The following is an 11,926-nucleotide window of genomic DNA, read 5'->3' as shown; positions in this document are numbered from 1 at the left end:
AGGCTGTTCGGGAGAGAGTCGGCACCCCGGCTCGGACAATGCCGAAGGAGGGACCGAGCGAGCCATGAGTTCACCGGCCCAGCGCTACGCAGAATCCCGACGCCGCGCGGCCGAGGCCAAGACTGAGCTCGGCGTTTTCAAAGCACGGCAGACCTTTGAGTTGGATGAGTTCCAGCTTCAGGCGTGCCGACATCTGGAGGCGGGCAAGGCCGTCTTGGTGGCAGCTCCCACAGGTGCCGGTAAGACCATTGTTGGCGAATTCGCGGTTCATTTGTCGTTGTCGCAGAAGAAGAAGACCTTTTACACCACCCCCATCAAAGCCCTGAGCAATCAGAAGTTCCATGAGTTGCGCCAGATCCACGGAACCGATCGGGTGGGGCTGCTCACAGGAGATACTTCCATCAACTCCGAGGCAGATGTTGTGGTCATGACGACCGAGGTCCTCCGCAATATGCTCTACCAGGAGTCCACGACCTTGGATGACCTTGGATTCGTGGTGATGGATGAAGTCCACTACTTGGCCGACCGTTTCCGTGGGGCGGTCTGGGAAGAAGTCATTATACACCTACCGGAGTCGGTCCAGGTGGCAGCTCTCTCCGCCACAGTGTCCAACGCCGAAGAGTTCGGCGCGTGGTTGGACACCGTCCGCGGTGAGACTGCCGTAGTCGTCTCCGAGCACCGACCTGTGCCGCTATGGCAGCACATGATGGTCGACTACCAGCTGCACGATTTGTTCGTTCTGGATTATGACACCGGCAGCGACTCATCAGGGACAGAACTGCCCCATGACGCCGTGCAGCTAACTGCGCAGACGCAGCTGGTCAACCCAGAGCTCCAAAGGTTGGCTCACTACTCCCAGGCTCCCGCCTCACGCCGTTCAGGAGGGCATCGAGGAAGGGGGAGAGGGCGTCGTGACTATCGGCGTGACTCAGGGCGTTCGAATCATCTCGCTGGGGGAGAGGTGTCACGGCTATCGGGCTCCCCGAAGGGAGCACCGAGGCTCAGTCGCCCACGGATGATCAGAGCTCTCGACCGCGAGGGACTCCTGCCTTGCATCACTTTCATCTTCTCCCGGGCCGGGTGCGAGGCCGCCGTTGAACAGTGTCTGCATCACGGCATTCAATTGACCTCTTCGCAGGAGGCCAAGCAGATTGCGTCCCGGGTCGAGGAGATGGGCTGGGAGCTGCCGGCCGAAGACCTCTCTGTCCTCGGGTTCGACAGCTTCCGGGAGGCGCTCATCAACGGGGTGGCCGCCCACCACGCGGGCATGTTGCCCCCATTCAAAGAGCTTGTGGAGAACCTCTACGCTGAAGGCCTGCTGAAGGCGGTATTCGCCACTGAGACTCTAGCTTTGGGCATCAACATGCCTGCCCGCACTGTGGTGCTGGAGAAACTGGACAAGTTCAACGGAGAAAGTCACCAGGACATTACCCCTGGTGAGTACACTCAGCTCACCGGCCGGGCTGGCCGTCGGGGTATCGACGTGGAGGGACATGCAGTTGTCATCTGGCAGCCGGGTATGGATCCGCGCCAAGTGGCGGGCTTGGCCTCGAAACGTACCTATCCGCTGAATTCCAGCTTTAGTCCCAGCTACAACATGGCGGTGAACCTCACCGCTCAGTTTGGCCGCCGGCGGGCCCGAACAATTCTGGAGTCCTCCTTTGCTCAGTTCCAGGCTGATCGTGGTGTGGTGGGATTGGCTCGCGACGTGGCGAAACGCGAGTCTTCGCTCGCAGGCTATGAGGAATCTATGGCCTGCCACCTAGGATCCTTCTTGGAATACTCAGAGCTCCGCCGCCGCCTTAGCGAGCAGCAGAAGGATCAGGCCAAAGCCCGCACCCGGCAACGCAAGCGCGAAGTCATCCGAGTCTTGAGCGCCTTGGAACCAGGAGACGTGATCGAGGTCGGGGGCCGCCGTCATCTTGGCACCTGTCTGGTGGTGCACTCGGCGCCAGAGCACGATCCTCGGCCGGGTGTGATCACCGAGGATGGGAAACTGCGCAATGTCACGGTGGAGGATTTTGCTCAGCCTCCAGAGGTCCTGACCAGCATTCGGCTACCTCGCAAGCCTCAGGTCAAGGTGCCTAAGATTCGGCGGGACCTTGCCTCAGCAATGCGCACCGCATTGCGGGACCGCACTCCGCCGCGCAAGAACGCTCCTCAGCCAGGATTCGGGTTCGTGGGGGATCAGGATGCTGACTTAGGCCTAGGCGTCGAGGAATTGCAGGCCGAGCTGCGTCGTCATCCCTGCCATGCCTGCCCAGACCGAGAAGAGCACGCACGATGGGCTGATCGTTGGTGGACCCTGCGCCGTGAGACTGACCAGCTGAAGACTAAGATCGACCGGCGGACCGGCACTATCGCAAAAACGTTCGACCGAGTCTGCGGTGTTCTCTTCGAACTGGGGCACCTCCAGCCAGCCACCGAGGAGTCGATCCCTACAGCAGATCCTCTGCCGGATGAGTTCCAGTCGGAGGAATTCTTGGTCACCGAACGAGGCCAGCGTCTGCGGAGGATCTACGGCGAGCGGGATCTCTTCACTGAGCTTTTGATGGATAGGGGAGTACTCGGTCAACTCAGCGCTGAGGAACTCGCCTCCTTCTCTACACTCCTGGTTTATCAGGCCAAACGGGATGATGAAGGCGCCATGCCGCAACTCCCCACCAAGAAGCTCTCGCAGGCGGTCCGTTCAGGCCTTGAAGTTCACGCTGAACTTGAGGCTCTGGAGAAGCGGCATCACGTGGAGCCCACCGCCGGACCAGAACTCGGACTTGCCGGTCCTATGTACCACTGGGCCACTGGTGCCAGCCTACGGGCGGCTTTGGCGGAATCGCCACTTGCCGCCGGAGACTTTGTGCGCTGGACCAAGCAGTGCATTGACGTTCTCGACCAACTTTCTGCGGTCCCGACGGCCACTGCTAAATTCGCCAACCGCTGCCGAGATGCCGTGGATCTCATTGCCAGAGGAGTGGTGTCCTACTCCTCAGTTTCCTACCAACCATTAGAGGAAGATCTTGACGACGATGTCTTCGACGGTTTCTGACCCCGCCCCGCACGCTCCGAGACTGCTGCACAACGGCACTATCCACTCCACCGCTGAGCCCTATGCGGAGGCGATGATCGTTGAAGACGGTCAGGTGGCATGGTTGGGCTCTGATGAGACTGCTGAGCAGATGCGCGGTGAGCATCTCGAGGTCCAAGATCTCGACCGCGGTCTGGTGGCTCCCGGGTTCGTGGGCATGGTGGGGCTGGAGTTAGACCAGCTCGCAGCTGGCGCAGTTGCTCAGGTGCTTGACGTTGCAGTGCACCGGCTCGGGTATTCGGGTCTCCGCTTGCGGGTTGATCTCTCCACTCATGACATCAACGCACAGAATCTCGCCACTACCGTGCAGCGACTGACTGAGACCTTTAACGCAGCTGCTGGGCACGCCATTGATGTATGGCCCATCGTTCACCTCAATGGGGTGGAAGCTGACGGGGGTGCGCCGTCCATCACCCCGGTGAATCAACTGTTGGACATGCTGGAACCTCTTGATGCGGTGGGTCGGGCACCAGCGGTACAACTCACCATGGGAGCGATCCTGCCAAACCTGCTGGGAGTACGCTCCTGGTGTGCTGAGGCAGGACGACAATTGCTCCTTGACTGCTCAGCAACTGAACCTGGCGTCGTCGTGGACTCCATGGTGGCGTCTCAGAGGCACCTCCGGGAGCTGAAACAGGGCCCTTCTCCTAGCACCCCAACGGTGCTCGTCGGCTTCGACACAGCTGAGCGGAGTCATTGGGAGCAGCTCCTCAACACTGGTGTGCACGTGCTCTTGATCGCGCCGGGACACCTCGCTACGGCGCTGAGTGTGGGAGTGCCGACGTCCGCTGCGCCACCTGAAGGTGAGAATCCGTGGCAGTTGATCTCCGATCACGTTCACCACAGTTCTGACCCAGTCTCAGTGAGAGCTGGATTCAACGCTCAGACCCGTGGAGCGTTCCGTTCACTTCCTGATGCGCGGCCCATGGCGGGTCAGCTGAACCCCGGAACCGAGGCGACGTACGCGGTGTGGGCGGTCGAACAGTTGTCTGTTCAAACTCCGCATTCGACGGTCTCGGCCTGGAGCACCGACCAACGAGCGCGAACTCCGCTGCTGCCGTATCTGGACGGGGAAACGCTTCCTCAACTGGTCAGCACCGTCATTGCGGGGCGGTAAATTGGAGATCATGAAGTCCTTGACCATCATCCCCACCTATAACGAGATCGATTCACTTCCTACTATCGTTGACCGGCTGCGTGCTGCAGTACCGGAGACAGATGTGCTGATCGTTGACGACAACAGTCCGGACGGGACTGGCGAATTGGCCGAGCAGATGAGTTCAGCCGATGAGAAGATCCATGTTCTGCACAGAGTGAAGAAAGACGGACTCGGTGGAGCTTATATCGCCGGCTTCACTTGGGGCTTGGGGCGGGAGTACGACACGTTCGTTGAGCTCGACGCAGACGGCTCGCACCAGCCAGAGCAGCTTCCTGATCTGCTAGCTGCCATCAATGAGGCTGACTTGGTCATAGGTTCACGGTGGGTGCCAGGAGGATCCGTGGTGAATTGGCCCCTCCACCGAGAGCTGATCTCCCGTGCCGGAAGTTTGTACTCCCGCACTCTCTTGGGACTCCGGGTTCGTGACATCACAGCTGGCTTCCGTGTATTCCGTCGCAGCACTTTGGAAGAGATTGACCTGACTTCCATTGAGTCAGTCGGCTATGGGTTTCAAGTCGATATGACGTTCCGAGTAGCTCGACTCGGAAAGACCATCAAGGAAGTCCCCATAACGTTCGTAGAACGCACGGTGGGGGAGTCCAAGATGAGTGGAAATATCGTTGTTGAGGCGGTTCTCAACGTCACAAAATGGGGACTCTCAGCACGCGCAAAGGCCCTGGCTACCCGAGCCAGGGCCTTCAGACGATAGGGAAGTTCTAGACCTTTTCGCCGCGCTTGCTGCGCAGAATCTTCAGACGATCCTTGAGGATGTCTTCCAGTTCATCTTCACTGCGCCGCTCAAGCAGCATGTCCCAATGTGTGCGAACAGGCTTATCTGGTTCAGCTGCGGGAGCTTCGCCCTCTGCGAGGACTCCGACCTTGCCCGCCGAGGATGACCATGTGGCCGGGATGTCAGCATCCGCGGCGAAGGTGACGGTGATCTTCTCGCCATCTTCGCAGACGTAGTCAACATTCTGTCTGGGGGCCGGCTCCACGCCGGACTCAGTCTCCATAGACTGAGCACCCAGGCGCATACCGCGCAGGCTGCGATCGCTCATCGCTGCTCCTTACTCACTTCATCGGACAGGTATTGTCGTTTCGCAGAGTCAACGGCTCAGCGTGCTCAGTTATTCCGGTCCTGCTCAGTGATGTCTTCGACAGGCTGATCCGCTGGGGCATCCAGGTCGACTTCAGGCTCAGTCTCTGGGGGAGCGGTCTCAGCCACACGCCGCAGGGCCGCGGTGCTGTCCTCTTCGAGGCCAGGCACGCTAGAGCCCTTTTTCGCCTTCGTGTTGCCGTGTTCGGCCTTCCGAGCTTCTTCTTCCAGTTCCTTGGAGCTCACGTAGCTTGCGTGGTCGTCAGTGACAGAAGTCGAACGCGCTGACTCTGCCAAATCAGCAATGGCTGAGGAAATGCCTGGCTTGCCCGTGCGCGCTTCATCGGCGCGGCGTTTGCGCAGCCGCTCGGCCCGAGATTCCAGTGCCTTTTCCCGCTCTTCGAAGGAAAGGTTGCCGCTTTCATCTTTGCCGCCGAATGCTCCTGAGAGAGATTTCAGCGCTTCGCCGAACTCGCCTGGGATGACGAACATGGTGTTGGACTCGGACTTGGCCATTTCCGGCAGAGTCTGCAGGTACTGATAGGACAGCAGTTCAGGGCTGGGCTCTGAGGCATGGACAGCGTTGAAGACGGTCTCGATGGCCTGCGCTTCAGCGTTGGCTGAAAGGATACGTGACTGAGCGTCACCTTCGGCTTGGAGAATAGCCGCCTGGCGTTCACCTTCGGCGTTCAGAATGGAGGACTGCTTGTTACCTTCGGCTGTGAGAATTGCTGCGCGGCGGCTGCGCTCAGCGCGCATCTGCTGCTCCATGGAGTCCTGGATGCTGTGCGGCGGATCAATGGCTTTCAGCTCTACCCGGGCTACTCGGATACCCCAGCGCCCTGTGACCTTGTCCAGCTCACCGCGGAGCATGGAGTTGATCTGATCACGTGAGGTGAGTGCCTCTTCAAGGTTCATGCCGCCAACGACGTTGCGCAATGTGGTAGTTGTCAGCTGCTCGACGGCCACAATGTAGTTCTGGATCTCGTAAGTGGCAGCTTTCGGGTCAGTGATCTGGAAGTAGACCACAGTGTCGATTGAGACCACGAGGTTGTCTTCAGTGATGACCGGCTGTGGGGGGAAGGACACCACCTGCTCGCGCATATCCAGCATGGGGAGGAGCCGGTCAATGAAGGGGACAAGCAGGGTAAGGCCTGGGCCTTGAGTCCGTTGGTACTTTCCGAGTCGTTCAATAATGCCGGCGCGGGCTTGGGGGACGATGCGCACGCTTTGCGCGAGCACCACCACCACGAAGGCCACAAGCGCCAGGAGTACGACGATCACGACTATTTCAGGCATGTCGGCTATCCGTCCTGTTGAGTTGCGGTATACATGTCAGGCTTCTCGTGTCTGTGGATCATTCCACTCAATACTAGGGGCAGGCCTGAGATAGACAGTAGCGCCATCCACAGACTCCACGACTGCGGCCGCCCCTGGCTCAATCTCGAAGTCGCCGGCCGCACGTGCGGTCCAGGTGTCGCCATCAACTTCGGCCAGGCCTGCCGTTTCAGTGACGGCTTCGATGGCCTGGGCTTCCATGCCCTCCATCCGATCAATGTTGGTCAGCTGATCGCCTGAGCCCTTCTTGAGGTGTTTCAGGGCAATGGGCCGCACGGCACCTAGCATCAGCAAGGCGGTGACGGATCCGACGACGACCTGCATCCAGGGTTCACCGCCGGCGAGGGAGACGGTCATGGCAGCTAAAGCGCCGACAGCCAGCATGAGGAACATCAGGTCAAGGAGGAAAGACTCGACAACCGCCAGAACAAAAGTAAGGGCAAGCCAGACGGCCCAGAGGTTTTCACCGAACCACTCGATCATTCCGAACCTCCTGATTCTGTGACCTGAGTCCCTCTTGGGACCCTGTGACCTGGATCTACGTTACCTGTCAACTCTATCGAGCGCTCCTGGGACGTCGAGGCTGCTGCGGCGTCGATCACACTGTCCTGTGCGCTTCACACTACGCGCTAATGCCGTGAGGCCCGGCATTAGAGGACGAAAGATGTCGCCAGCTGACGCGTCCGTTCGGGGCTTGGTGGCGGGCTTGGCGCTATGGGAGGGCGAAGGTCTAAGACCTCACTACTGTAGTCCGATAATCTACANAGAGCCGCGGGCCGCCACATCCCTTAAGGAGTCAGACCAACCGGTCCACACATCAATAGTGAAGAGCCATTAATGCTTCCTCGAGGTCTCGTTCTGCCACCTTGCCGGAGAGGCCCAGGAACTCGAATGCGTAGGGGTCCTTGGCGACCTGCTGTGCCAGTTCTGAATCTGGGGCAGAGAGTTGCCGCGCGAAGTTCGAAGGCGCCGCGCCGGTGCGTTCCATCGACTGGTTCATGATCATGTTCAGGAGCACGTTGCGGGACCAGCCGTGTTCTATGGCCGATGCGGCGTACCAGGAGCGGGTGTGATTGTCCTCGAGCTTGTCCAATAGCGTGGTGATGTGGCCCCAGGGCAGTTGTCCAACAGCCTGTTGGACAACTGCTTCGTCTCTCCAAGCTGCGGCGAAAGCTCGCATGTAATGCAGGTTGCTTCGCGACAGGCCGGTCATCTCCGGAAATTCGGCTCTGAGGTCGGAAGCGAGTTGGCTGATGACCTTGCTTCCCCAGCCCCGACGCTCTTGCTGAGACAAGATCTCGTTGCCGATGTGCCAGTACAACTCGATGAGCTGCGTGTTGACCACGCGCTGTGCCTGAACCCGGGCCTCGCGCACTCGATGTTTGAGCGCGGCGAGTGTCAGGTTATATCCATCGGGAGCGACAAGATCAGGGTTCATGGGCCTACTCTCTCGGTGAGTAATCCGCCTGCAGAATCAGGCCTTTCGAATGGTGTCCTCGCTCGGATCCACTGCGGCAATAAACGCACGCGCGGCTGCAAGCACAGCAGGACCTGTCTGTTCGAGTGGTCCGTCACGAAGAAGTACCGCGGGTATCGAGTCATCGAGCTCCGGGTTCAGGCCGGAAAACCAAGTTTGCACGACTGAGGAGGAGTAGTGCTCATGTAGTATCGCCGCGACGAGGTAGGCGCTGCGGAGGCGGGCCATTGTCGCCGCGGAGGGCTTGCGATCCCCGTCGGCCCACTGGCGAACAGCCCGGGTTTCTTTCACCGGCCCGATGTCCGCGACCAGCTGGAAACCCAAAAGCTCGCGCAGCTCGTAGACGAGCTGCGCGTCGCTCAACTGAACAGATTTCCGGTGAACCCGCCGATCGGCCGGCTCGTCCTCTGTTGATGTCATCAGTTCAGCGTCCCATGTGGGACAAGCAATATCAAGGGTTATAACACATACTAAATCACACCCAATATGCCGATAACCTACCTTATGTCAGGTTAAAGTGATCCGATTGCAGGATCTGCAGAATAGGCCCCCATTGATAGGCCTTCCCGGACTCCCTCGGCGTGACATAGAGTTCCCCGCCACTGCAGGGATCTAAGCCCAACCGACCATAAATCTTACAGCGCCTCGGACGGTCAGAGCATGATGATCTCGAGCCCTCTGTACAGCCTGATTCTCCGCGGATCCACACGGCTCCCTTGACACCGATTCGCAATTTATGCACTCTGAGTGCATTATCTGCAGACGCATCGGAGGTGTGATGGACCACTCGGGAGGCAGGGTGATCCGGCTTCCGCTGCGTCAGGAGGCATTCTCAGCCGACGCCGTGTTTGAGGAGATGCTCACCGGCTGGAAACAGCAGCAGCTGGCCCGGAACTTTACCGCCGAAACGATCCGTGGACGTGAGCGTCTGGTCCGACGGTTCGTCGATCACACCGGACACTTCCCCTGGGAATGGACGATCGGTGACGCTGATGAGTTCTTCGCCCATGAACGCTCCATCGTGAACCTGGCCTACGCCACCGTTCGGGCTTATCAGACCCATCTGAAGGTGTTCTGCGACTTCCTCACCGACCCAGGCTATGAGTGGGATCAGCTCTGTCAGCAGAGGTTCGGCCGATCCCCTGCTCAGATCATCACTGAGTTCAACCGGGCTCGGCACGCCCAGAATAATGAACAGGCGCCGGCGAAACGGCCCTTCACCAGGGTGGAGCTGCAGGGATTTTTCGACTTAGCGGACCTCGAGGTTGAACGGGTCCTCGCCTCCGGACGCAAAGGTGCGGTTGCTGCCTACCGAGACGCCACGGTGTTCAAGACCGCCTACGCCTGGGGGTTGCGCGCCAACGAAGTCACACATTTACAAACCGTGGACTTCTCTCGGAATCGCCGGGCGCCACAGTTCGGTGAGTTCGGTGTCCTGCAGGTCAGATACGGCAAGGCCCAGCGCGGCTCCCCACCGAAGCGACGCTCCGTGCTCACCGTCTTTGACTGGTCTCCCGATGTGATCGAGGCCTGGATCCGGACTGGGCTGCCCTGGTTGGCTCCGACGGTCTCAGAACTCTTCCCCACTGCCAACGGGCTGCCCGTTCCTAAGTCCAACCTGCGCCGCCGGTTCCGGGACTACGTCGATGAACTCGGCTATCCACCGGGACTGGACCTGCATTCGTTACGCCGGTCCTACATCACCCATCTCTTCGAGCACTTCGGCTTCGACCACACCTTCGTCCAGCGCCAGGTCGGGCATGAACACGCCTCGACCACCTCGCTCTACACCGCAGTCTCCAGTGATTACCAGACCAGCGAGCTCAACCGGGTGCTGGAGAACATGATCGACAAGGCCATCGCAGCGAAGGAGCAAAGACCATGAAACGCGAGATCGAGTACCAGTGGCGGGCCCGGGAACTCATGGCACGCCACGGGTTCCGCAATACCCGTGAACTGGTCGAGCCGCTGCGCGAGCGGGGCATCACCCTCTCCGAGTCCCAGATCTACCGGATGGTCAGCCAGAATCCAGAACGGATCTCTTTCCAGCTCTTGGCCGCCCTGTGTGACCTTTTCGGAGTCGAAGTCAACGAGTTGTTCACCTTCACCGCGACGGACGCCAGATCTGTCCGCCAGAAACACGTCGTGGGCTCTGGGGAGAACACCGCGCGCTTCGTCGATACATATCAGCCCGTCAGGGCTCGGATCCTGGACGAAGACTAAGACCATGGCCCGCGGTCGGCCCCGCTCCGACGGTGAACACCGATGCGCCCGGTGCGCCCGGATGGTCGCCAGGATCCGAGTTACCTGGCCCGACGGTCCTGTGTGCGGGATCTGTTTCACCACCGCTCTGCGCAGGCGTGGATCCTGCCCGGAGTGTGGGCAGGATCGGTTGCTGCCGGGAAGAAGCACCACCGGCTCTGATATCTGCCGGGACTGCGCGGGCATCACCACCGAGATGACCTGCCAGGGCTGTGGCGCCGAAGCTGAGAGATTCCGTGCCGGTCACTGCATCCGGTGCGTGTTGCGTGCTGATCTGGAGACGTTGCTGCGCCCCCTTGATCCTCCGGACCTGCGCCTGAAGCGCCTGATCGGCATCCTTGCCAACGCCGAGAGGCCTGAGAGCATCTACACCTGGATGCGCGGGGCTAAGGCCAAAGAGCTCCTTACTGGACTCGGCACCGGTGACATCGAACTGACCCACGAGAGCTTCGATGCGCTGCCCGAATCCCGGGCGGTGGAGCACTTGCGGGAAATGCTCATCCACCACGGCATGCTCCCCGATCGAGACCGCGAACTGGCGGCCTTTCAACGATGGCTGGAGACTCGCATCCAGGTCCTGGCGGACACGCCACACATCCAGTCCCCCATCGAACAGTTCGCCCGCTGGCACCACCTCAAACGCCTGCGCACCCTCTCTGAAGCAGGCAAGACCCCGAACACCGCAGTGCGCTCCGCGAAGCAGGAGATCACCGAATCTGGGAAATTCCTCGCCTGGCTCGACGCCGAGCACGGACTCACCGCCACCAGCATCGGACAGGCCCACATCAACGAGTACCTCGCTGCGGGGCCATCGACCCGATACACCATCCGTACCTTCATCATCTGGCTGATCAAGAACAAAGAGATCGTCAGGGTTGAGGTTCCCCACCGCTACGCAGCCACAAAGCCCGGAATCACCCAGCAACAACGAACTGACCTCATTGCTCACCTCGTCGAGTCAGGCGAGGCGCCGCTGAGATTGCGGGTTGCCGCACTGATCCTGTTGCTCTTCGGTCAGCCGGTCGGCAAGATCGCCGCCCTGAAATGCTCGGATCTTCACGCATCACCAGAAGGGCTCTACCTGAGTCTGGGCACCGTGCCCGCGTTGATTCCTGCTCAGATCGCACCCATGGTCTGGGACTATCTTCATCACCGGCCCAACCAGCGGACCGCAAACGGGACCAGCGAGTGGCTCTTCCCCGGCAGCCTTTCGGGGCAACATATTCACGCTGACGCGATGATGAGCCAGCTCCGCGCTCTCGGGATCGATCTTGGTGGGGCCAGGAACACCACGCTGCGCAGCCTGGTCCAGGAACTACCACCGACCGTAGTCGCGAATACCCTGGGCTACAGCTATCAAGTCATTCATAGACACAACGCTGACGCCGGTACCCCGATGGCCGGCTATGCCGACAAGGGGGTTAAGCCCCGCCGCCGCTGAGCCAAGCATGGACCTCAGTACCGCCGGCGGAACAAGAATAGGACTCGAAGCGATAAGTCTCAGTCCCGCTC

General features: G+C 60.1%; 11 protein-coding genes. 6 read left to right on the top strand and 5 right to left on the bottom strand.

Annotated elements, in window-relative coordinates; all coding sequences use genetic code 11:
• Nucleotides 1-64: 64 nt before the first annotated feature.
• Genes FEF26_RS12915 through FEF26_RS12905 form a run of 3 tightly spaced genes read left to right on the top strand, consistent with a single transcriptional unit; the run spans nt 65 to nt 4,950 of the window.
• Nucleotides 65-3,043 carry a DEAD/DEAH box helicase gene (locus FEF26_RS12915; RefSeq protein WP_138253955.1) on the top strand — a complete coding sequence of 993 codons (2,979 nt, stop codon included), beginning with the start codon at nt 65-67 and terminating at the stop codon, nt 3,041-3,043.
• Nucleotides 3,024-4,199 carry a hypothetical protein gene (locus FEF26_RS12910; RefSeq protein ID WP_166433034.1) on the top strand — a complete coding sequence of 392 codons (1,176 nt, stop codon included), beginning with the start codon at nt 3,024-3,026 and terminating at the stop codon, nt 4,197-4,199. Before FEF26_RS12915 ends, FEF26_RS12910 begins: the two co-directional genes overlap by 20 nt.
• A 10-nt stretch (nt 4,200-4,209) precedes the next feature.
• Complete coding sequence (locus FEF26_RS12905) at nt 4,210-4,950, top strand: polyprenol monophosphomannose synthase (protein ID WP_138253953.1); 741 nt, start codon at nt 4,210-4,212, stop codon at nt 4,948-4,950.
• Nucleotides 4,951-4,957: 7 nt separating this feature from the next.
• Here the strand turns inward: FEF26_RS12905 and FEF26_RS12900 are convergent, their stop codons facing one another.
• From FEF26_RS12900 to FEF26_RS12880, 5 genes are all read right to left on the bottom strand, one after another.
• Nucleotides 4,958-5,299, bottom strand: a complete 342-nt coding sequence (locus tag FEF26_RS12900) for an RNA polymerase-binding protein RbpA (RefSeq protein WP_138253952.1) — start codon at nt 5,297-5,299, stop codon at nt 4,958-4,960.
• Nucleotides 5,300-5,364: 65 nt separating this feature from the next.
• Nucleotides 5,365-6,636: an SPFH domain-containing protein gene (locus tag FEF26_RS12895; RefSeq protein ID WP_138253951.1), complete on the bottom strand. Its 1,272-nt coding sequence runs from the start codon at nt 6,634-6,636 to the stop codon at nt 5,365-5,367.
• A gap of 36 nt (nt 6,637-6,672) precedes the next feature.
• Nucleotides 6,673-7,158, bottom strand: coding sequence for an NfeD family protein (locus FEF26_RS12890; RefSeq protein ID WP_138253950.1), 486 nt, complete (start codon nt 7,156-7,158; stop codon nt 6,673-6,675).
• A 334-nt stretch (nt 7,159-7,492) separates the two neighbouring features.
• Complete coding sequence (locus tag FEF26_RS12885; protein WP_138253949.1) at nt 7,493-8,113, bottom strand: DUF1016 N-terminal domain-containing protein; 621 nt, start codon at nt 8,111-8,113, stop codon at nt 7,493-7,495.
• Between the two features lie 36 nt (nt 8,114-8,149).
• Nucleotides 8,150-8,572, bottom strand: a complete 423-nt coding sequence (locus tag FEF26_RS12880; RefSeq protein WP_138253948.1) for a hypothetical protein — start codon at nt 8,570-8,572, stop codon at nt 8,150-8,152.
• Nucleotides 8,573-8,930: 358 nt separating this feature from the next.
• Here FEF26_RS12880 and FEF26_RS12875 point away from each other — a divergent pair, with 358 nt between their 5' ends.
• The 3 genes from FEF26_RS12875 to FEF26_RS12865 all read left to right on the top strand — a co-directional run bounded on the left by FEF26_RS12875 (nt 8,931) and on the right by FEF26_RS12865 (nt 11,855).
• Nucleotides 8,931-10,037, top strand: coding sequence for a tyrosine-type recombinase/integrase (locus FEF26_RS12875; protein ID WP_138253947.1), 1,107 nt, complete (start codon nt 8,931-8,933; stop codon nt 10,035-10,037).
• Nucleotides 10,034-10,375, top strand: coding sequence for a helix-turn-helix domain-containing protein (locus FEF26_RS12870; protein ID WP_138253946.1), 342 nt, complete (start codon nt 10,034-10,036; stop codon nt 10,373-10,375). The genes FEF26_RS12875 and FEF26_RS12870 overlap by 4 nt, the downstream gene beginning before the upstream one ends.
• A gap of 298 nt (nt 10,376-10,673) precedes the next feature.
• Nucleotides 10,674-11,855: a site-specific recombinase gene (locus tag FEF26_RS12865; RefSeq protein ID WP_243730578.1), complete on the top strand. Its 1,182-nt coding sequence runs from the start codon at nt 10,674-10,676 to the stop codon at nt 11,853-11,855.
• Nucleotides 11,856-11,926: the final 71 nt, after the last annotated feature.

Source organism: Nesterenkonia salmonea, from assembly GCF_005771525.1.
GTDB classification, from domain to species: Bacteria; Actinomycetota; Actinomycetes; order Actinomycetales; family Micrococcaceae; genus Nesterenkonia; species Nesterenkonia salmonea.
The sequence above is the reverse complement of the archived record's forward strand: the minus strand, read 5'-3'. Positions and strand labels throughout refer to the sequence as shown.